Source organism: Raoultibacter timonensis, from assembly GCF_022845715.1.
Lineage (GTDB): Bacteria > Actinomycetota > Coriobacteriia > Coriobacteriales > Eggerthellaceae > Raoultibacter > Raoultibacter timonensis.
The window spans coordinates 3,319,086-3,341,993 of sequence record NZ_AP025564.1 but is presented as its reverse complement, the minus strand read 5'-3'; the positions used below and the strand labels follow the sequence as shown (position 1 = coordinate 3,341,993).

11 protein-coding genes are annotated in these 22,908 nt (G+C 61.0%); 9 read left to right on the top strand and 2 right to left on the bottom strand.

The features are described from left to right. Window positions 1-148: 148 nt before the first annotated feature. Window positions 149-1,729, bottom strand: coding sequence for a helix-turn-helix transcriptional regulator (locus tag MWL89_RS13680; RefSeq protein WP_244386736.1), 1,581 nt, complete (start codon window positions 1,727-1,729; stop codon window positions 149-151). 155 nt (window positions 1,730-1,884) lie between these two features. Between MWL89_RS13680 and MWL89_RS13675 the strand changes: the two genes are divergently transcribed. The 3 genes from MWL89_RS13675 (at window position 1,885) to MWL89_RS13665 (ending at window position 9,511) form a co-directional block, all read left to right on the top strand. Beyond that, window positions 1,885-4,164, top strand: coding sequence for a molybdopterin-containing oxidoreductase family protein (locus tag MWL89_RS13675; RefSeq protein WP_244386734.1), 2,280 nt, complete (start codon window positions 1,885-1,887; stop codon window positions 4,162-4,164). Window positions 4,165-4,191: 27 nt separating this feature from the next. Next, the gene (locus tag MWL89_RS13670; protein WP_102379907.1) at window positions 4,192-4,836 is read left to right on the top strand and encodes a 4Fe-4S dicluster domain-containing protein; all 645 of its coding nucleotides are present in this window, start codon (window positions 4,192-4,194) and stop codon (window positions 4,834-4,836) included. Between the two features lie 280 nt (window positions 4,837-5,116). Continuing rightward, window positions 5,117-9,511 (top strand): SdrD B-like domain-containing protein, encoded by a 4,395-nt coding sequence (locus tag MWL89_RS13665; protein WP_244386728.1) that lies wholly within the window; start codon window positions 5,117-5,119, stop codon window positions 9,509-9,511. 98 nt (window positions 9,512-9,609) lie between these two features. Here MWL89_RS13665 and MWL89_RS13660 read toward each other — a convergent pair whose 3' ends face one another. Next, window positions 9,610-11,451, bottom strand: coding sequence for a flavocytochrome c (locus tag MWL89_RS13660; RefSeq protein WP_244386726.1), 1,842 nt, complete (start codon window positions 11,449-11,451; stop codon window positions 9,610-9,612). Window positions 11,452-11,687: 236 nt separating this feature from the next. Here MWL89_RS13660 and MWL89_RS13655 point away from each other — a divergent pair, with 236 nt between their 5' ends. The 6 genes from MWL89_RS13655 to MWL89_RS13630 all read left to right on the top strand — a co-directional run bounded on the left by MWL89_RS13655 (window position 11,688) and on the right by MWL89_RS13630 (window position 22,908). Continuing rightward, window positions 11,688-13,175 carry a response regulator transcription factor gene (locus tag MWL89_RS13655; protein WP_244386724.1) on the top strand — a complete coding sequence of 496 codons (1,488 nt, stop codon included), beginning with the start codon at window positions 11,688-11,690 and terminating at the stop codon, window positions 13,173-13,175. A gap of 287 nt (window positions 13,176-13,462) precedes the next feature. Beyond that, on the top strand, window positions 13,463-17,101 hold the full coding sequence (locus MWL89_RS13650; RefSeq protein ID WP_244386722.1) for an InlB B-repeat-containing protein: 3,639 nt from the start codon (window positions 13,463-13,465) through the stop codon (window positions 17,099-17,101). A 267-nt stretch (window positions 17,102-17,368) separates the two neighbouring features. Further along, the gene (locus MWL89_RS13645; RefSeq protein WP_244386720.1) at window positions 17,369-18,640 is read left to right on the top strand and encodes an ammonia-forming cytochrome c nitrite reductase subunit c552; all 1,272 of its coding nucleotides are present in this window, start codon (window positions 17,369-17,371) and stop codon (window positions 18,638-18,640) included. Window positions 18,641-18,918: 278 nt separating this feature from the next. After that, window positions 18,919-19,626: a cytochrome c-type protein Cgr1 gene (gene cgr1, locus MWL89_RS13640; RefSeq protein ID WP_102379903.1), complete on the top strand. Its 708-nt coding sequence runs from the start codon at window positions 18,919-18,921 to the stop codon at window positions 19,624-19,626. Between the two features lie 297 nt (window positions 19,627-19,923). Beyond that, the gene (locus MWL89_RS13635; RefSeq protein ID WP_102379902.1) at window positions 19,924-20,589 is read left to right on the top strand and encodes a cytochrome c maturation protein CcmE domain-containing protein; all 666 of its coding nucleotides are present in this window, start codon (window positions 19,924-19,926) and stop codon (window positions 20,587-20,589) included. A gap of 3 nt (window positions 20,590-20,592) precedes the next feature. Further along, complete coding sequence (locus tag MWL89_RS13630) at window positions 20,593-22,908, top strand: heme lyase CcmF/NrfE family subunit (protein WP_244386717.1); 2,316 nt, start codon at window positions 20,593-20,595, stop codon at window positions 22,906-22,908.

Sequence of the window (22,908 nt, the reverse complement as noted above, 5' to 3'; positions counted from 1 at the left end):
GTCGGTTGATGCGTGAACGGCAGGGCCCGCCGATCGGCGGGCCCTGCCGTTGCTTTCGGTCCTGAGACGGCCGAAAGCAAGCCGAGGCGCTATTGTCTCGGCAGGCAACGCGGCACGCGCTTCGGCATCGAGCGCGCTTTCGCTCCGCTCATGTTTCTGTTCGCTGTGCTTTGCGCAGCTTGTCGGCCCGCGCGTCTACGATGTTCATGAGCTCTTGCTGCGAGTGCACGTCGAGCTTGCGGTAGATGTTGCGTAGGTGCGATTTGGCCGTATCCCTCGAGATCACCAGTTGATCTTGGACGATCCCGAGATTTCTGCCGTGCGCAAGCAGCATGAACACTTCGGTTTCGCGAGGCGTGAGCTGCGCCTCGGCGGCCACTTCGTCGCAGGCGATCCTGAAGGCGCCCTTTCGGGGCAGGGTCGCTTCGGCGGGTTTCGCATCGCCGAGATCTTCCCAAATCGGATTTCCTTTGATCAAGATCAAGCTTCCCAGCAGAAGGGCGAACACCGCGAGCATGCACAGGTCCGTTCCGCTGACTTGAAGCGCGCTTCCCCCTGCGCCCGCAAGGTAGCCCACCGCCTGTCCGGCTAAAAGCAGAAAACCCACGGCGGAGAAAAACACCGCCTCCTGCGGCTTTTTTCCTGCGATCAGGTGCGAGCAAAGCGTCTGTATGATGGCGAAAACGTAGAAATACCCTGCTGTGTACAAGATTTCCCCGATTACGAAAAGATCGCCGGTCATCTGCGTGTCGTTGTTGATGACGATGCCTCCGTTGAAGGAGATGACGATGAACGCCAGCGCCATGAACGGGATGCCTATCTGATAGATGAGACGTCGGAAGTTCAGATGAAGCACGTAAGCCGTAAGCAGCAGAAGCGCGAACGCCAGCAAGAAGCCGAGAATGCTGGTGAATCCGACGAAATCGAGAAACCCCAACGTGCCGAAGACGCTCGACATCTCGCGCCATATGCAGAACTCCGCAGAGCATTTGACGATGGTGACCGATTGGAATATGAAGTGCCACAATCCGATGGCGGCACCCTGCAAAAACACGGTACACATAAGGCGCCAGGGCATGTTTTTCAGCAAAGCGCTTCCCTTGGCCGGCTCTTCAAAGCGCTCGATCGGTTCGCTTGCGTTGCTTTTGCGCGCCGTTTTGCTTGCGGGGGAGCTGCCGTCGGTGCCTTTGCGAAGCTGCGGCACCAGGAGAATGACGCTGCAGAGGGGGACGAGGGAAAGCAGCATGTCCTGCTTGCTCGCATCGAGCAGGAAGATGACGATCGCACAGAGCGATGCTGCGGCAAGCGCGAGGGAGGCGATCCTGATAACGCGCCCCGAATCGTACTGCGCGATGAGCATGTTCCACGAGACGAAGAGCAGGGCGGCGAAAGCGCCCGAACAAACGCTTTCTACAGGTTGCACCAGCGCGGGGGAGACGCTCGGTATAAACGATGCGATCGTTGCGATGGCGAACGCGGCAGCCGTCAGGGGCACGATCGTGTTGATGCGTTCACGCAGGGGGCAAACGAGGAGAAAGGCGGCGAGTGCTGCGGCAACCATGATGCAGCGATCGTCGAGAAGGATTGTGGAGCTCGACACACCTATCGCGGTGCCGAGTGGTTTGACGAAAAGAAGCCAGAGCCAATTCCAGAAAAGGCCGTATCCGAGCCAAATCGGCCAATCGTTGAAAAGCCTGTCGAGCAGGCTTGCATTACGTTGTGTGTTCATCCCCGCACCTCCGTGTTCAGTATACGGCACGCGGGTGCGGTGTGGTGCACCAGGGGTGTGGAAAGAGCGTCTCACACCGCTGGTGTGATGCGGTGGTTGCAGCATCTTCTTACCTTCGTGTTCCGGTCAATCAAACGGCAGGGAAAGGGAGAGATATGGATCTGACAAGACGACAATTTGCCGCACTTGCATCATCGGCGGCGGGCGCTGCTGCGCTCGGTATGGCTGGCTGCAGCCCGAGCAAAGGCGATGCGGATTCGGAATCGTCCGACGAGCACGCTGAGTACAGAACGCCTGTAAGCGAGGGAAACATCACCAAGGTTCGTACGGCATGCGGAAACTGCCATAACAACTGCGGCATGATAGCCAACGTGAAAGACGGGGTGATCGTTTCACTCGAAGGCGACCCCGAGCATCCTCACGGGAAAGGGTCGCTTTGCCCTAAGGGGCAGGCGTTTCTCGATGTCGTGTACGCGCCCGATCGTGTGACGAAGCCGCTTAAGCGCGCAGGCGAGCGCGGCGAGGGCAAATGGGAAGAGATGGAATGGGACGAAGCGCTCGACTATATTGCCGAGAGGCTTACCGACATAAAGGAAAACTACGGTCCCGAATACCTATGCTACAGCAACGGCGCTCCCGTGCAGAACATCGTCCGCAACGCCTTCTGGGAGTTCTACGCTCGCTTCGGTACGCCGAACCAAGCAGCCGTTCCCAACTTATGCTTCGTTCCGCGCCTGGTGGCGCTCAACACCACCTACGGATTCCGAAACGAAGACGACTACAACAATGCCGATTTCATCATCCTGTGGGGCGCCAACCCGTTTGCATCCATGCGCCCGAGCTCGTTTATGTGCTACGAGCGCAAGGGCTGCCTATCCTCGCTGATCGATGCGATGGATCGCGGTGTCGATGTGGTGGCGATCGATCCGATATGCTCGGAAACTGCGAACAAGGCTACGACGTGGATTCCCATCCGTCCGGGAACCGACGGGGCCATGGCGCTCGCCATGATCTACACCGTGATCAAAGAGGATCTCTACGACCACGATTTCGTAGAGCAATGGTGTCAGGGGTTCGACGAGCTGTCGGCATTCATCGAGCAGTACACGCCCGAATGGGCCGAAGCGGAAACCGACGTTGCGGCGCAGACGATCGCCGACCTTGCGCGAAGCTATGCCACGACTCCGCGCGCAACCATTCACGACGGCAACAACTTTGCACTTCAGACGAACTGCGTGCAGGCCACGAGGGCTATCGCCATCTTGGAGGCGATCACCGGGCATCTGGACGTCGAGGGCGGCAACTGCTGCTTCCCCGATGTCATCGGAAATCCGAAGGCCGTTGAAATGGGCAACTCTGCCGGCATCAAGACGACGGTTACCGTCGATACGCCGCCTCTGGCGAGCAAATACTACCCGATGCTTGCTTCCGGCATGCCTGCAACGCTCAAGGCCATCGAAACCGGCGAGCCCTATGTGCCGAAGGCCATGATGATGTACCACACCAACGGAGCGATCACGCAAGCGCAGCCGCAACGGACGATAGAGCTTTTGCGCAAGCTCGATTTCATCGTGGTCAACGACCTGTTCATCACCGAGACGGCGCTGCAGCTTGCAGACGTGTTCATTCCCGACTGCACGTTCCTCGAGCGCTACGACTATCGCACCTATCCGTCTGCGCAGGGTACGGTGGTAACGCTTCGCCAGCAAGCTATCGAGCCGCGCGACGGCATTATGAATACCTACGACTTCGAGTATGCGCTGGCCGAGCGCATGGGATTGGCTGAGGGCTACCCGTGGACGAACCAGGAGGAATTCATCACCTACGCGTTCACTCCCTGCGGGCTCACCTTCGAGGATCTCAAGGCCAATCCGACGAAAATCGTCGGAACCCATGAGTACCGAAAGTACGAAACCGGTGGATTGCGACCGGATGGCGAACCGGGTTTCAACACGCCAGACGGCAAAGTCGATCTCGTCAACCTTGCCTTCAAGAAGAACGGCTACGATCCGCTGCCCGTCTACGTGCCCCCAGCGGCCTCGAAATCGGCGCATCCCGATGTGGCGGAGCAGTACCCGCTCGTGGGCATCAACAGGCGCGTCGTATACTACGCGCACTTCAAGTACCGCAACAACCCCTACTTGCGCGAGGTCAGGCCCGACCCCGTTGTGCTTATGAACCCCGCCGATGCCGAGGCCCGTTCGCTTGCCGATGGGAGCTGGATCAAGCTCACGTCGCCGTTCGGCGAGGCGAAGTTCCTCCTTCAGGTTTCCGAGCGCGTGACGGCCGGTGTGCTTTGGGTCGATGGCGGCTGGGGCGACCCTTGGGATTACGAGGACAGCAACTTGAACGTGCTCGTCGACGGTACGGACCTCGACCCCGTTTCTCAATCGCCGTCGTTGCATTCGTTCTTGGTGGAAGCCAGCAAAGCATAAGGAAGCGCGGGAGGAAAGGAATCAACAATGACCCATTATGGAATGACGATAGACCTCGATCGCTGCGTTGGGTGCAGGGCGTGCTCCGTCGGATGCACGATGCATAACGGACTTTCTAAAAACGTGAGGTACAGCTTCGTAAACGAGCAGGAATCAGGTGCGTTTCCCGATGTGAAAGTCGATTATCTGCCGCATGCTTGCATGCAGTGCGTCGATGCGCTCTGCATGGCGGCCTGTCCGACGGGGGCAACGTATCAGACCGACGAGGGCGTTGTCCTGGTCGATCCCGAAACCTGCATCGGGTGCCAAAGCTGCGTGACCGCCTGCCCGTACGGAGCCAGAACGCTGGTTTCCGAGCTCGAGCCGAACCATGAGGAAGGCGAGACCGCGTACGAGGAAGCGGTGTTTCCGTATCATAAAGCGAACACAGTGGAGAAATGCACGTTCTGCTACGACCGCGTTGCGCTGGGAGAGCAGCCCGTATGCGTGGCGACGTGCCCTGCGCACGCACGTCGGTTCGGCGATCTTGACGATCCGGGATCGGACGTTGCGAAGATCGTTGCCGAGGGCAACGCGCACACTGTATTCGAAAGCAACAACATGGCGCTTTCCGTGTACTACACGTACGAGAAGGACATTGATATCGACGCCCTCATGACTTCGGGGGAGTAGGTGCCAATCCGTCGTAGACGGCGGGTCCGGCGAGCAAACCGAATCCTGATAGTTGGACTGGAAACAAACGTTTCCAGTCCTTTTCGGGTCTGTGAGCCGGTCCGGGGCGCGCGCCGATTTCGTTCGGCCGCGTGGCGTTCGACCCGTCTCGTTCGTGCTAATCAGTAACTACTTATGATTTTTGTCACCAAATCGATGACAAATCACCAAGTATGTATATAATCTCTTCCATAAATATAGAACCACTTATATAAATGGTTCGGATGAACAAGGAGAGATTATGATCGGGAACGCTCAGTCCTCGCGCGGGACGGGAAAGCTGCTTGCGCTGCTCGTGACGCTGTGCTTGCTCTTGTCCCTCGTGCCGGTATCGGGTTTTGGTTTTGCGGAGGACATGGATGCGGGCCCCGCATCCGGTTCCGAGGCGGCGCTTGCGGAAGGATCGGATGATCGTGAAGCCGCTTCTGGGGAAGAGAATCAGGCGACTCCGAACGATGAGCCTTCCGCGGCTGGCGAAACCGCCTCCGACGCAGGCTCGGCTGCATCGGGCGATGCGGCCGATAGCGCATCGTCGTCCGATCCGACCACGTCGGGCTCGGGCGCCATCGCACCCTTGGCGGGCGAGATAGCCTACCTTACCGGGTCGGTAACCACGACGCCCGTCGATCCGCTTTCGGGTGCCGCCTTCAAGATGACCATCGAGCTGAACAGCAACAGCACCGGCGCTTCGACGACCGAGGGACTCAAAGACGCGAAGGTGTCGTTCACCATTCCGAGCAACGTGGAGATCCAGTCGCTTCCGACGTCGAACGGGCAGTACACGGTATCGCCTGCTAACCCGCAGCCGGGCGATACGGTAACCATTGCGTACAGCGGCGAGCTTTCGGTGGGATCGCTCCACAAACTCGAATGCTGGTTCCGCTTTCCCGCGGGCGTGAGCCTCGAAAGCGAGTCGTTCAAGCCCGCGATCGAGTTCACCGCGTCGAATGCGTTTTCCCACAGCATGGTGTCCGACGAGGTGAATCCCCAAAACCTGCCGCTTGAAGACGTGATGAAGGTAACGCCGCAGCTCATCAACCCGATCTTTCTCCATACGGCCGAGATCGACCTTACGCGCGAGGCGTATCTGGGCGGACTCAACCAAAACGACGCGTCGGTGAAGATCGAATTCCCCGGCGATGCCGAGGTGCTCTCGGTCACGTACGGCGGGGTCGATTATCCCGTCGTCGACGACGGGCTGGGCGGCAAGGTCGCTACGATCCCCATCGGCACGCTTGCAGTCGGTAACCAGGGCACGAAGGAGAAGATAACCGTCCTGTACAGCTATCCGCCGATGACGACACCCGGCACGACCGACTACGAGATCAAGGCAACCTACACGGCCACGCGCTTCGACGGCACTCCCATCGAGGAGACGGGCTTCATCAACGAAACCGTCTCCCACGAAAACGGCGGTGCCGATGCGAATGCCTTCTTCATGAAGCACGCCACCTATCAGGTATACCGTACGGGCGGGCAGGCAGTCACGTTCGAGCTCGATTACACCCCTTATGCAGACATGAGGGACGCGACGCTCACCGACGATCCGATTCGCGCGGGGGAGACCGACTTCTTCGACGCCGTCGAGTATCGGACGGTAACGTGGACTCCCTACGCTGTTCTCGATCCCGTCAACGGGCAAACGGTGCGCACCCAGATGCTCTACCAGACGAATTCCGATCCCGGCACCTGGAAGAGCGCGGGCTCCCCGAGCGCCAACGGCAGGGTCAACATCGACGACCTCGGCCTGGCGGCAGGCGATTTCGTCACGCAGGTGCAGTTCAAGTTCTTCGGCGCGACGGGCGACGAGGTTACCGCCGGGTCGAGCCCGGTGAAGATCAGGATCCTCGGCACCTCGACCGATGCCATTACGGCTTCGGGCACTTCCTTTGACGATAACCGGCTCACCAACGGCGCGTACCTGACGGGCGAGATCCGCTTTCCCGGCAGCCCGTCGTATGCGCCCATCGAAGACGAGGGCGTGAAGAACGCGCGCACCACAACTACCAACGTCGTGGCGAACAACCCCCAGGTGGGCATAGCCGGGCATGAGAACCCCTTGTCGCCCAACCCCATCGTTCCCGGTGAAGAACTGACGTACAACATCCGCCACTACATCCAGAACTCGGTGCTGCGCGATGCCGTATCGTATCTGATCGTCGATCCGAACATCGAGATTCTCGATGTGGAGCTCGATAGTCGCTTCCCCGATGCCACGTGGTCGGTCACCACGGCGAACAACGGCTACCAGCTCGTCAAGGTCGAATGGAACGGCGATATCACAAGCGCATGGACCCAGTACGGCATCGGTCTCAAGGGCATTGCGAAGCCGGGTATCGGGTCGAGCGCATACTTCCGCTACCTCGTGGCGAGCGACGATCCGACCCAGCTGTACTCAGGCGGCGGCGTCATCGATAACTGGTGGCTTAACCAAGGGGCCGACTGGGCCATCATCGATGCGGCATCGGGTGACGGATTCGGGGCAACGTACCGCAACTACTACCCCGTGGACAACGGCCTCGGCATGAATCCGCAGAAGCTCGCTTCGCTCGATGGAGCCGACTACGCCCTGACCCAGACCGTCGACACCTCGTCGGGTGCGACAACCGGCTATTACTCGCTCGATGTGACTAATCCCGAATCGACCAATCTCGAAGAAGTGCGTATCATCGATATGCTTCCCCTGGTGGGCGACCAGATGACGCTCACCTCCAATGCGAAGAAGAGCACCGTGCAGCTGCAGGTCGACGGCATGACACTCGCCGACGGCAGCGCGCTCCCCTCATCGTGCGAGCTGTACTATTCGGAAGACGCCACCCCGGCCACCAACCTCGTCGAACTCACCGATTTCACGGTTCCGTCGGGTGCGACATGGATTCCGTGGGACGGTGCTTCGACGCTTCCCGCGAGTGCTAAGGCGGTCAAGCTCGTGAAGACCGACGGCCTTAACGCCACCGAATCGTTCGGCGTCCGCTTGCAGGTGACCATTCCGAAAAACGATTCGGGTTCGACGCTTGTCGGATGGAACGCGATCTCGGCGGGCGGCAAGCATGCAGGCGGCTACATCGTTCCGGGCGAGCCGCACAAATCGGGCTTCTACATCAGCGAAAACGCTGCTACCGAGAAGCTCGCGGGCATCCTCTGGGAAGACGACAACGGAAACGACGTGCGTGATGAGGGCGAACCCGTCTTTGCGAAGAAGACCGTGCGCCTCTACGACTGGGACGACAGCCTGGTCGCACAGACCGAAACCGACGACGATGGGCGCTACGAATTCGATGGGCTTCTGCCCGAGCGGTACCGCGTCGAGGTCGACATGCCGTCGAACTTCGAGGTAACGGGCTATCGGGTGGGATCCGACAAATCCGTCGATAGCGATTTCGTGCGCACCGGCACCTACCTCGTCGGCGCGACGGTCAACCTCGCTACCGAAACCCATCCGCTTGCCATCGACGGGGGCTTTTACAAGAAGGCGAGCCTCGGCGACTACGTGTGGGAGGACTCCAACGGCAACGGCCTGCAGGATTCCCATGAGACGGGGATTCCGAACGCGAACGTCACGCTGTACCGCATGACCGATGGCGCGCCTTCGGTTGCCGGCACGGCGACAGCGAGCGAAAGCGGGCGCTACTCGTTCACGGGCCTCAAACCGGGCACCTACAAGATCGGGGTCGACGCGCTCGACGGGTACATTCCGACGAGCCATGCGGCCGGCGGCGCAGGAGCCGAGAACGACTCGAAGCTCAAAGATTCGTGGGATACCGAGGAGCTCGCCCTTGCGAGCGGGCAAGCGCGTACCGATGTCGATGCGGGTTTGGCGAACGCGCTCGACGGAACCGTCACGCTTGCCAAGGTCGACGAAAGCGGAGCTCCGCTTGCCGGGGCCGAGTTCGGCATCTGGCACGCTTCTGCCGATCCGGATAGCGACGCGCCGCTCAAGACGGTCGAGAGCGGCTCAGACGGCGTGGTGGCCTTCGCCGATATGCCGAGCGGAGATTACCAGGTCAAAGAGGTGGCCGCACCGTACGGCTACGATGCGGTGGATACGGTGTACTCGGCGAAGATCGTGAGCAACTCCCAGCTTTCCGTCGATCTCGGGGAAGTTGCCAACACGCTCAGCCTCGGGTCGGTCGCGCTCGTGAAAACCGACGGAACGTCCCCGCTCGCCGGAGCCGTGTTCGGCATCTGGCCCGCTTCGGCTGATCCCGAATCGGACGATCCGCTCGAAACCGCCGAAAGCGGGTCGGACGGCTCGGTCGTGTTTGCGGACATGGATCAAGGGTCCTATCTCGTCAAGGAGATAACCGCTCCCGAGGGGTACACGATGAGCGATGCGGTGTACCGGGTGACGCTCGACCGTATGACGCTTTCGTTCAGCATCGGCGAAGTGGTGAACCAGAAGATCGCCGATCCGACGCCGCCTGATCCGACGGATCCGACCGATCCTGCCGATCCCGCCGACCCCGACGATCCTGCAAATCCTATACCGGGGAAGGCGCCGAGCGCCAAAGGCGGTGCCGCGGCGGTTACGGGCGATGCAGCCATGCCCGTCTTCGTTGCGATCGGGGCCGCCATGGTGCTTGCCCTCTGCGCCTTAGCGGTTGTAGCGGTGAAGCGCAGGGCTTCTCGTCGGTAGCGGATGCAAGCACATCCGAGGGAATAAAGAAGGATGGGCGGTTTCGGCCGCCCATCCTTCTGCGTGCGAGGATATGCTCGTGTTCGCCCGCCGATCGATCAGGCGCCCGCGTTCGCCGCGGCCTGCTTGCCGGCGACTCTGCCGAACGTCATGCAGTCGGCGATGGCGTTGCCGCCGAGGCGGTTGCTGCCGTGGATGCCGCCCGTGCATTCGCCGCAGGCGTACAGGTTCTTCACCGGCGCCCCCGTCGCATCGAGTGCGTGGCAGTCCACGTCGATCTTGATGCCGCCCATGGTGTGATGGACGGTCGGAACCTTCTTGCAGGCGTACCAGGGGCCTTCGGTCAGCTGCGTGTCGGCGGTGTTGCCGGCCTTGAACCCGAACTCGTCTTCGGCTTCGCCTGCCACCACGGCGTTGTACGCATCGATGGAGGCCTGCAGCTTCGCTGCGTCCATGCCGGTCTGCTCGGCAAGATCCTCGATCGTCTCGCCCTTGACGATGTGGCCGAGGGAGAGCATGTTCTCGATGGTCGCGCCGTTTGCATCGGGCTCGGTCTCGGAAGGGTAGCGCACCTTGTTGACTACGATCCAGTACGTCGATTCGGGCTGCGCGAAGATGGCCTCGCACAGCTTGTCGCGCTCGGCGCCCTCGTTCACGAAACGCGATCCTTCCTTGTTGACGAACACGCGGTTCCTACCCGACGTGCGGATGTCTTCCATGAGGCCCGTGCCCGGCGTTCCGCACGGATGCAGCTGGATGTCGGAAAGGCCGATCAGTTCGGCACCGGCTCCCTCGGCCAGTTCGAGCCCCTCGCCCTGTGCGCAGGGTTTGATGTTCGTGCAGCCGATCGTGTCGTCGAGCTTGACGCTCGACCATACGCCGGTGTTCACCTTCTGGCGGTACTCGACGTTCGCCCCGAAGCCGCCGGTGGCGATGATGACCGACTTCGCTTCGACGGTGACGGGCTTCGTGCCGCGATGCGTTGCCTCCACGCCGGTTACGGCACCGCTCGAATCGGTTACGAGCTTGGTAACCTGCATCTCGTTGAGCAGGGTGATGGTGTCGGAATTCTGTTCGATGTAGGAAACGAACGAGCGGATGTAGGTGTTGCCCGAGGGGGTTGCGGGGTAGTGGCTGCGCTCTCCGAGCGATCCGGTCGCCGAGCCCACTTCGTCTTTGAACTGCACGCCGAGCGATTCCATCCAATGGACCGAATCGAGCGCGTTGTCCGTCAGGTAGTGGACGAGCGTCGGGTCGCCGAGGTTGTGGCCGCCCTCGATGGTCGACTGGTAGAACGTATCGACGGAGTCTTCGATGCCCTGCTTTTCCTGGCGCTCGGGGTCGACCGCGTTGAGCGCGCCCTCCGAGACGTTGGTGGAGCCTCCGGTGATGCCGCATTTCTCGACGACAACGACCTTCGCTCCTTCCTGGGCTGCCGATATCGCTGCAGCGAGTCCCGCGCCGCCGCCGCCGACAACGCATACGTCGGCGGAGTACGTATCGGCGATCTCCTCTTCGGGCGCCGGGCTCGCTTCGAGGTCTTTGAGCGCGCCTGCCTGTTCGGCGCAATCCTTGATGCCCTGCTGCAAGCACATGCTCGAGAGGGTGGCGCCGGTGACCGCATCGAGGTTGAGCGTCTGGTACTCCATCATTTTCGCAGTCAGGTCTTCGAGTGCGTAGGCACCCACGCCGAGCGATTCCTGGTTCGTACTGGCATCGATCGCCGTGATGGCGGTGTCGGAGAACGTCACGTCGATGGTGAACGGTGCGTTGTGGCCGACTACGTCGGCGCTATACGTTCCGGCCTTCCAGGCCGCTGCAGCTTGCTCCTCGGGTTTCGCCGCGCATCCGGTCAGTCCGAATCCCATCAGTCCCCCGTATATGCCGAGCATGGCGGCGCCCTGCACGAACGTCCTTCGGCTTATACTCCCTGGCATCATCTGCCTCCTTTCGCCCGTTAATCGGGCTCCGATTGTACATTTGCTCGAGTGCACGAGCTCGGGCCAGCTTAGGATCGAGCGCTGCGCCAGGATAGGCTCGAAAGGTATCTCGCGGTGTCCAAAATGTACCTTTTTCAAAAACCGCAGTTCAGAGGGCCGACCGTGCGAGCAACGATATCGCTGAACCAGGAAAAGCGCGGCGGGCCAATGCTATAATCCCTTCTTCGGGGGTGCGCATGAGGAAGCGGTCACAACAGGCGGATACCGATCCCGATTTGCATACGGGGTCGTTCGCAGACTTCAAGGCAGTGTTCCTGCCTGGTCTCTCCATTGCCTTTTTCGGTATGGGACTCATGCGGCTGTGGTACCAGTACAACTTCTACAACCTGCATTTCTCGGCCGATTACGGGTATGTGACGGTGGGTGCCAACATCGTGCGCGTCGGCGTTATCGCCCTGCTTTTGTTCCTGTCGTATCGAACGCGGTTTTCGCATGGTGCCCATTCGATCTTCGTGTGGTCGGGGCTTGTGCTCATGACGCTGTCGGGTGTGTTCTATCTGGTCGATCTGTTTTTCGGCACGGTGACGTTCGAGGTGGCACGCTTCGTCGTGGGGGGCATGGGGCTCGTGGGCGGCGAGATCATCTGGGTGTTCTTCCTGCAGCGCCTCAAGCCGGGCGAAGCGTTTCTCTATGCGGCAGGCGGCCTGGCCCTGTCGTGCTTTCTTTCGCTGGTGGCGGGTTATTTGAGCGCGGAGGTCGTCGGCATTCTCAACCTCTTCATCCCCGCCCTCTCGGTGATCGCGTACTGGCAGTCCATGGCGATTCTCGATAAGCGGGGCGATCCTGCGGTCGCGAAGTGCGATACGGTCTACACCGATCGGTATCGCCCTTACATCCTTCAGCTCGTCATCGCCTTCTTCCTGTACGCGCTGCTGCTCGGCTTGGCGCTGGGCTATCCCGACGGTCGCATCCGCGAGCTGTCGCAAACGGTGCGTTCCGTCCATCAGCTTCTCGTGATTGCCTGCATCGTCTTTGCCGTGTGGTGGGTGCTCGTGAGGGGCCGTGGCTTCAGGCTCTCGACGTATTGGGGTTTCGAGAACGCGATCATGATAGCCTGCATCGGGTTTCTCATGAGCGGATGGCCCGGGTCCCAAGAGATCGGGACGTTTTTCGCAACGAACGCCATCACCTGTTTCTACATACCGCTCGTCTTCTTCATCTATCTGATCGGGCGGCATTCCCGTAGGGATACGGCGCTCGTATACGGCATCGTCTACGGTGGTTCCCTGCTCGCGATGAGCATCGGGCGCATCATCGTGTACGTGGTCGGTCCGACGCTCGATCACAGCCTGTGGCTGCTCATCTGCATGGCGTTTGTCGTGCTGATCGAGATGGTGCTCGTTTTGCGCCCCCAGCCCCAGATAACGCAACCGCTCGCCTACGAGCTCAAGGCCCTGCCGCGCCATTCGCCAGGGCCCCTTGTCGAAGAGGGGGTCGCCCGCGATCACGGCACGCTGGATTCGTTCGGCGAGGCGTTCGGACTCAGTGCGCTCGAAGTGGACATCGTGCGCCTGATTGCGCAGGGGAGAAGCAGGGGCGTCATCGCGAAGCAGCTCAGCTACTCGGAAAACACCGTGCGCAACTATACGCGCAACATCTACCGCAAGGTGGGCGTGCACTCGAAGCAGGATCTGCTCGACGCGCTCGATCGGTTCGACGGCTGAACCCGCGCCGCTGATCTTCTAGCCCGCTTTTCTGTTCTGCGGCTGCTCGGATGCCTTTTAGCCGGCACCCGCTTTGTCTTGCTCCTTCGCACTCGGCAGGGACGGCACGTCGTTGCGCAGCTTGCCAAGGCAACGGGAGCGGACGGTTGCCAAAGCCTTCTACCTGCATTACGTATCAAGTTATGAATTTTTTAACGCAAACCCTGCGCAATCGTATCATCGAAATATACTATGTTATATTGTAACAAATTACATAGCATATGGATTGAGGTGCGACGGGAATGCGCATGGATATAAAAAAGAAAGCGGCAGCAGCGCCGCAACGGGCGATCGCGTTGGCTCTCGCGCTCGTTTTGACCCTTTCGCTTGCGGGCGTGCCGGGTACGCTCGGCGGCATCGCCCTTGCCGAAGCGTTTGCTGCGCCGGTTGCGGTCGATGCCGGCGGAAGCGACGGGGCCGATGCCGGAAGCGAGGGTGCCGCCTCTCTCGACATCGGCGGTGCCGATGCGAACGACGGGAACGCTTCGGGCGAATCCGGCTCGTCAGGCGAGGGGTCGGGCGAGGGAGCCGGGGCCGAAGGGCAGGGCGGCTCCGAAGGTTCCCAGCAAGGTTCGGACCAGGCGGACGGGCAGGCGGCCGAAGGATCGGATGCCGGGGACGCGTCTGCAGGAGAGAACGGCGTTGTCGGCGAGGGCGCCGCGGCGCTGCTTTCGGACGAACGGGGATCCGCCGGCGAGAATAACGCTGCCGAAGACGGGGCGTCGCTTCTGAGCGCGAACGAGGCGTCGACCCTCGCCGAGCTGAAAAACGCGATCTCGTCGGCTCCCGACGGAAGCACCATCCAGCTCAAAGCCGACATAGCCATCGACAGCCAGGTGAGCATGGGCATGGCTACCGCTAAAAGCCTGACGATCGACGGCAGCGGTGCGCCGGCGGGCTCCTTTGCGCTCGAGCGGGGTGCGGGATACTCGGGCTACCTGTTCCGCATCGATAACGGCAACAGCCTTTCGTTCGAGAACGTTAGGGTGGACGGTTTGGGCATTGCCGGGGCCCGCTCGCTCGTCTACCTGACGAACGGTTCGGTAAGGCTCGGTTCGGGAGCTCTGTTCCAAAACAGCTACTCGATCGGCAACGGCGGCGCGATCAACGCGATCGGCGGCTCGGTCGAGATCGGGGCGGGGGCAACCGTTGCGAACAATCGGGCGGCCGGGGGCGGGGGCGGCGTCAACATGACCGCGGGCAGCCTCGTGCTCGAAAGCGGATCTCTGATTTCGAACAACAACGCGAGCGGTGACGGCGGCGGCGTCAACGTCTATACGGGCGCATCCGGCACGTCGCGGATCTCGTTTACCATGGCGTCGGGAGCGACGGTGCGCGACAATTCGGCGGCCAACGGCGGCGGGGTGGTGGTCAGGCCGACGCGCGCCGACGATTCGATTTCGGTTGCCGGAACGATATCGGGCAACCGGGCCTCGACGCACGGGGGAGGTCTGTTCGTCAACCCGCGAACGGCGTCGACGATGCCGGTTGCGATTGCGGGCGCGGTCCTTTCGGGCAACTACGCTGAAAACGCGGGCGGCGGATTCTACCTTGCGAGCAGCAACCCGCGCGATTCCCTCACGCTCACCGGTGTGTCGATGACGAACAACACGGCGAAAACCGGAGGCGGAGCATACATATACCATCGCGACAGCCCGATGCTTTTCGGGCTCATCGTCACGGACGCGACGGTTTCCGGCAATTCGGCATCCGATCTGGGCGGCGGAATGTACGTAGCGGCCGACGGCGCTCTGGATGCGGCGTTTGCCCGTACGGCAGTTGCCGGCAACGGGTCGGGCACGCAAGGCGGAGGCCTGTGGCTCATCGGGAGGGCGCCCGGTGCGTCGAGCGCGCTTTCCCTGATCGATGGAACGTCGATCACATCGAACACGTCGGGAACGGGCGGCGGCCTCTACTATCGTGCGACTACCGAAACGAGCTCATTCGGCCTTTCGGGCGGTGCCGCGATCGAAGCGAACGAGGCCGTGTCGAACGGCGGCGGTGCATATTTGCAAGGCTCCGATACGGTGCGCATGCAGGCGCTCGTCGAGCATGCTTCGGTATCCGACAACGAGCAGACCGGGCAGGACGGGCTCGGCGGGGGAGGCCTGTACCTTTCGTCGGTCGATGCGACGTTCGGTGCAGCCGCAAACGTAGCCGACAACCGCGCGGCTATGCGCGGCGGCGGCGCCATGGCGGCGCATTCGGCGATTGCCATGGAGCCGGGCTCGGCGGTGTCGGGCAATACGGCAGGACATAACGGCGGCGGCTTCTTCATCCAGGCAGACGGCTCGCTCGCCACGGCGAAGGATAGCTCCGTCGCTTCGAACAGCGCCGTCAACGGCGGCGGCGCGTTCGCCATCGGCGGCTCCGTCTCCATCGGCGGTTCGGTGAACGATAACACGGCAACCAGCAGGGGCGGCGGAATCCACGTGACGAACGAGGGCGAGCTTTCGCTGCTCGAAGGATCGCTCGTCAGCGGAAACGTCGCCGCCGACGGCGGCGGTGTCGCGCTGACGGCGTTTTCGCAGGGCACGATTGCGGGCACGGTATCGAGCAACCAGGCGGGAAGCCTCGGCGGCGGCGTTTTCTACGGATGGCCGTGGAACTACACTCCGGCAGCGGTGCCCGCTACGCTCGACCTGCGGTTCGCCGCCACGGCGCGCATCGAGGACAACGGCGCTGCGAACGGTGCGGGGCTCTACGCTACGGGGGCCGGCAACGCAGGCGCCACTGCCGTGCGCGCGACGATCGAAGGTGCAACGTTCGAGGGCAACGAAGCAAAAGCCAAGGGCGGCGGCGCCTACGTTGCGACGGCTACGCTCGATATCGAGTCGGGCTTGCTTGCGGGCAACGCATCGGGCGAGAACCGGGGCCACGACCTGTGGGTCGATCCGGCTTCGCCTTCGGGCGGCGCTTCCGAAGGGGCTACGGTTAACCTCGATGTCGGAGAAGAGTCGTTTTCGGACGATGCTGACCGCGATAAAGTGCTTATCGGCGCAGGGCCTTCGGGGACGGTGAGCTTCTTGCAGGATTTCACCATGAAGAACCATCTGCTGCTGCAGAGCACCGCAGCCGACCGTTCGACGGCGACGGTTGCAGCCGGAGCGGTTCTGACGCTATCGGGCAAGCTTACCGTGGGCGTTGACGGCGGCGGTGCGAACCACGAACTCGTCGTCGATCCCAACGGCGGATCGGTGCTGTATAAAAACGACGCGGAAGCGTCGGGGGCCGATCCCCTAACCGGCGATACCGTTGCGGATATGTACGCCTTTCCCGGTTCGAGCGCGACGGTGTACCTCCAGTGGCCCGATCGGCTGCCCGACCGCGCAGACGAGCCGTTCAAGGGCTGGAGCGACGATGGCAGCGCGCTTGCGAACCGCGGTGTAGAATATCTTACGCTTGCGGGCGATGCCGCGGTAGCGGCGCAATGGGGAGCTTATGCCATCCGCTACTTCGACGAAGACGGCGTGACGCCGCTCGGCTCCCTCGAGCCGTCGGAGTACGCGTACGGTGCCGAAACGACGACGCTTCCGGAGCCCGTGAGAGAGGGGTATCGATTCGTTGCCTGGTACGAAGGTGCGGATCATTCCGGAGCGCCGGTAGCATCGTTCGCGAACGCCGATCGCGAAGATAAGGCCTACTTTGCGAAATGGGAGGCAAGCCCCGTTCCCCCGGGGCCGACGCCGCCCGACCCGGACCCGGATCCCACGCCGGATCCCGCTGATCCCAAACCGTCTTCGAACCCCGGTTCCGGTTCTGCGACGGGCAAGGGCGCGAGCATGGCCGTTACGGGAGATTCGCTTATCGGGCTCGGAGTGTTGGGCCTCCTGATCGTGCTGGCAGGTGCGATCGTCTTCGCGGCACGACGGAGAAGCGAAAACTAGGCTGGTTTGGACGGAGCCTTCGCGCCTTCGGGCGCGAAGGCTCCGCTGTCGTACGGCGTTTCGGACGAAAGGGCCCGTCAAGGGGTGTGCGCCCTGCCGCGGCTGCATGCGCATCTGAGACAGCCGAATCGATCTCTCGCGTCTAAGGATAAAGGGTTTTCCCCTAATCTTGGACGGTGCAAATTCCCATGACGTAACGTCGCCGCCGTATTCCCCACCGAATGTGTGTATATTTCGTGATGGAGAGACGTGGGAGAGGAGAGATTTATGAGAAAACGCAACAAACTTGCCCTCTGGTTGAGTTCGATGTGCGCCATTGCGCTGTTCATGGGCTTGGTGGCCTGTGCTCCGCAGGCGGACAACTCGGCAGACCAGAACAAGGGCGCAGACGAGCCGAAGGAAGAACCCAAGCAGGTCGAGACTCCCGAGCCGGACAAGTTCGGCGTCGTGACCGCGGAGATGTGGAAAGACATCTATCCGAACGAGTACGCTACCTACGAGGAGAACGCGGCGAACTCGCCCGATTCGGGCAAGCACAACTACCTCGAGCTGTATCCGGCGCTCAACACGATGTACAAGGGCTATGCGTTCGCCTTGGGCTACGACGAGGCATCGAGCCACCTGTATTCGCTCGAGAGCGTGAAGAACTCGCCGAGGACCATCGAGAAGGAGCAGCTCGCCAACTGCATCAGCTGCAAGACTCCGCAGTTCACCAACATGGTGAACACCGAGGGCGAGCAGGTGTACACCGAGAAGTTCAACGATCTTATCAACGAGTTCACCGAGCCCATCAGCTGTGCGAACTGCCACGCGAACGACCCGCAGTCGCTCACGGTGGGCAACCAGTTCTTCGTGAAGTCCATGGGCGGCGACACGAAGAACGTCCCCATGGAGGCCCAGGTATGCGGCCAGTGCCACAACGAGTATTACTTCGATCCTGACACCAAAGCCACGAGCAATCCTTACACGGGCACCGACGCCATGACTCCCGACGCCATCCTCGCCTACTACGACGAGATGGGCTTCAAAGACTGGGAGCATCCGGACACCGGCGCAGCGATGATCAAGGTGCAGCACCCCGAGTTCGAGACGATCTACGGCGGTAAGCAGACCCAGATGGCCAAGAACGGATACAGCTGCTCCGACTGCCACATGGGAACGACCACCTCCGACGACGGTACCGAATTCGTATCGCACGAGTGGAAGAGCCCGCTCGAGAACCAGGAGCTGCTCGACGGCGACTGCAAGAACTGCCATGCGGACCTGAAGAAGCAGGTTGCCGATTGGCAGGCTGAGGAAGAAGAGCGCGTTACGGCTATCAGCGAGAAGATCGAAGACATGATCAACAAGATCGCCGAACAAAAGGATTCGCTCCCCGAAGATCAGCTGGCCGAGCTCCAGAAGCTCCATCGCACGGCACAATTTTATTGGGATTTCGTGATGGTTGAAAATAGCGAGGGCGCCCATAACCCCGAGCTGACCTTCGAAACGCTCGATAAGGCAGAAGCCGCCGTCGACGAAGCTTTGGGCATGCTGTAAACCATGCATCTTTGAGTCTCTCCTAATGGGAGGGAGGTCCAGTGGGCCTCCCTCCGCGCAATTACCCCGGCAAGATTGGATAATTCTGCCGTTTCACTCAAAAATGTGGGGCATTTCGGGCTAATTCCCCCTAAATGGGTGATAGGTTTTTGGGGTCTTGTCGGATACCATTCGTGTGGTAAAGTGCTTTTGTTTCGTATTGCGGCGAAGTTGCCGCAATGCCGCGAGGGGCACAACCTATATAAGCGAGAGAAATGAAGAAAGGGGGTAAAGAAGAGATGAGCGAAGAGGAATCCAAAGTGGAAGCCGCCACTGAAGAAGAAACCGTAGCGACTCCGGAGGCCGCTCCGAAGAAGAAAAAGAAGAAGTGGCCTATCGTTGTAGGCGTCGTCGTGGTAGTTCTCATAGCAGCCGGTGCCGGCTTCTGGGTTTGGCACGAACAGCCCAGCTTCTGCAACGCCATTTGCCATACTCCGATGGACCCGTACGTACAGGGCTTCGAGCAGGAGCCTGGTGCTGCTGGCGTCGACAAGTACGGCAACGAGGTCACGAACACCAATGCCATGATGGCAGTGGCGCACAAGGTCTCGAAGGACGAAGGCGGAGCTGGTACCGATTGCCTCGGCTGCCACGTTCCGACTCTGGGCGAGCAGATCTCCGAGGGTATGAACTGGATCTCGGGCAACTATCAGTATCCGCTCTACGAGCGTACTGACGAGGACCTGGTCGAGGCCCGCGGCCTCGAGGCCGACGAGTTCTGCCTCAACGAGGGCTGCCACAACCTGACCCGTCAGGACCTGATTGCGGCAACCTCCGACATGGAGCGCAACCCGCATGTGGCTCAGCACGGCGAGATCGCCTGCACCGAGTGCCACAAGGCTCACCGCGCGTCGGTGAACTACTGCTCGCAGTGCCACAGCGATGCAGAGATCCCGGATGGCTGGCTGACCACCGCCCAGGCTAACAAGCTTGAGGGTGTAGCGTAGTCGAAGGGTCCTAACCGCCGCGAGGGTTCGCCTTCGGCGACGGGCTGCGAGACCGTACGGTTGAGCAGCGAACACAATTGCATATGCAAGAGGGAGCCCGCCAAGTGCATTTAGCGATGCCTTGACGGGCTCTTTTCAAGAGCCGGGAAGCTCGATGGAGCACAAGAGCGGTCTGTCGGATGTCCGAAAGGCGTAATGATGCGGATCATTCGGTAAAAACTCTGTTTTCCTCGCGCATCGCGCTTTCCCGGACGTAAAGGTGTTAGACAATTGACGAGTTTATTCGAGGAGGCGAACGTGAACGCGAAAACGAAAAGGCGTATGGTTGTAGTGACCGGCATCATCGTCGTCGTGTTGATCGTCGTGCTGGCCGTTGTGGGCGGCTCGACGGCGGCGAAGTCGATATCCGTAGCGCAGGCTGCCGATGGCAGCCATGCCAACGAACGTGTGCAGGTTTCCGGCAATGTGGTCGAGGATTCTTTTTCCACCACCGGGAACATGTTGACGTTTGCTATTTACGATCCGGACGGCGATTCGTCCGTCCACCTGTCCGTGAGCTATGAGGGCGGCGTGGCGGCAACGTTCGGAAACGACGTGACGGCAATATGCACCGGCAAGATCGACGAGGACGGCGTGCTGCATGCCACCGAACTGGTGACCAAGTGCCCGTCGAAGTACGAGAATGCAACCGATGCCCTGAGCGTTTCAAGCCTGCTCGACTATGGCGAGAGCGTCTACGAGAAACCGGTGAAGGTCGCCGGTACGGTGAAGGAAGGAAGCCTTAAGGCCGCAGGCCAAGGCGACCGCTTCATCCTCGTCGATGCGTCCGACGGCACCGAGATGGCGGTCTTGTTCGATGGGGCCCTCTCCGACGAGATCAAAGACGGCTCATCCCTTGTGCTGACCGGCTCGCTCAATTCCGATTCGAAATTTAGTGCAACCGACGTTGCGCTGGAAGGATAATTCATGTCGACATACGGTTTGATCGGCCTGCTTATCGCCTTTGCTGGCGTTGCGGTGTCCATCGTGTGCCTGCTCGTGGGGCACCTAATGGGTCGCAAGCGTACGAGTAGCGCCGCCGAGACGCTCACCTGGGGCGGCTACATCGCCTCCATTCTGTCCGCGGTGGCGCTCACGTTCTGCTGCGCCCTGCTCGTGTACTGCTTCATGACGGGCGATACGTCCATCCAATACGTCGTCCAGAACCACAGCGACGCTTCGGGCGAGCTCGGATGGCTCTACAAGCTTTCGGGACTCTGGGGCGGTCGCGAGGGCTCTCTCCTCTTCTGGGCATGGCTGATTTCGGTGTTCAACGCCGTCGTCGCCATCCGCTCGATGAAGAAGATGGAAAGACTCGACAACATGGCGCTGTTCGTCTCGCAGATCGTGCTGGCCGCTTTTACCGGCGTGCTTCTGTTCTCTGATACCAACATGCCCTTCACGGCGCTGCCCGCCATGTACTTCGATTCGACGGGCGCGCTCACCAACGGCGCTCAGATCTGGGGAATGAACGCGCTTCTCGAGCACTGGGCCATGGCCATCCATCCGCCCACGCTGTTCATCGGCTACGCGGGTCTCACGATCCCGTTCGCTTACGCCATCGCGGCGCTCATCGTGAACGATCCCTCGAAGGCGTGGGTCGAGCGCAGCTCCCGTTACGCCATCTTCTCCTGGCTGTTCCTCGGTATCGGCATCGGCCTCGGCGCCGTGTGGGCCTACGTCGTGCTCGGTTGGGGCGGCTACTGGGGTTGGGACCCGGTCGAGAACGCAAGCTTGCTCTCGTGGCTCGTCGGCGTCGCTCTCATCCACAGCTTCACGGTCTACCGCCAGCGCGGCGCGTTCAAGCGCTGGAGTGTCATGTGCACGTGCCTGACGTTCGCCTTCGTCATCGTGGGCACGTTCATCACCCGCTCGGGCCTCGTGCAGTCGGTCCATGCGTTCGAGGGCGATAACGTCTCGCTCGTGCTGTTCTTGGCGCTCATCATCCTTTCGGTGGTCGCCGGCATCGTCGGCCTCGCCATCCGCTGGAAGAGCTTCGGTCCCGCCAAGGGTGGCGAAGACAGCATCGAGAACATGATCTCGAAGGATGCGGCCTATTACTTCAACAACGTCATCATGGTGATCTTCGCGTTTTTGCTCGCCTACATGACGGTTTCCTCGGCGCTGCCTTCGTGGCTGCCGTTCGGCGGCCAGTCGCTTTCGGCCGGGACGTACAACGCGATCGCCCGTCCGCTCGGCATCCTCTACTGCCTGATCCTCGCTGTTTGCCCGCTGCTTTCGTGGGGCAAGACCGAGGGCAAGCAGTTCTGGAAACGCGCCCGCGTTCCCGGCATCTGCGCGCTCGTGCTCTTTATAGGCCTTATGGTGTACTTCGTCACGTACTTGCTCCCGAGCTACAACGACATGGTCGCTGCCGGCGGATCGACCGCTTCGAGCGTAACCGACTACGGCCCGTCGTGGTACTACAACGGCCTTGCCGTCGTCGGCTTCATCGTGGCGAGCCTGCTGTTCTTCAACTCGCTTTTCATGCTCGGACGCGGTCTTCGCGCCTATAAGAAGAAGCATGGCAAGAACGTGTTCGCCTCGCTGTTCGGCATGTTCAAGGATCATGCGGCTACCTACGGCGGGTTCGTTGCCCATATTTCGATGGCCCTCATCCTCGTAGGCCTCATCGGCTCGTCGATGTACGTGACCGAGAAGGTCGAGTACCTCACCTACGATCCCGAGATCGACGGAACCACCGAAGACTTCGTCATCCAGGACTTCACGCTCAAGTACACCGGCAACTCCATCGAGGAGCTCGAGAACGGCACCGACGTTCTCTATACCCTCGAGTTCGACGTGTACAAGGGCGACGACTACGTCGGCCATGTGAACCCGTCGGTTCAGCTTGTGACCAGCACCCAGCAGCAGAAGCTGCTCGCGAGCGTTATCAGCTATCCCGAGGAAGACCTGTTCGTGGTCTACCGCGGCGTCAACACCGACGGCGACTACGCCCTCGATGTGCGCGTGAACCCGTGCATCTCGCTCGTGTGGGTCGGGTTCGGCCTCATGATGGTCGGCATCCTGATCGCCCTTATCGGCAAGCGCAGGCCCATTAAGAAGGGCAAGCCCGGCGAGATCGATGCGGATACCGAGAACGGCACCGCCAAAGTGGTTGCCGTAATGGAATCGGTCGAGATCGCGCAAGATGCCGACGGCGGCGTTGCCGTCGTATCCGAGAAGGTCGTTGTGGCCGAGACGGCTGACGACGAGATGCCGTCTTCCGGGAAAGAGGCGTAA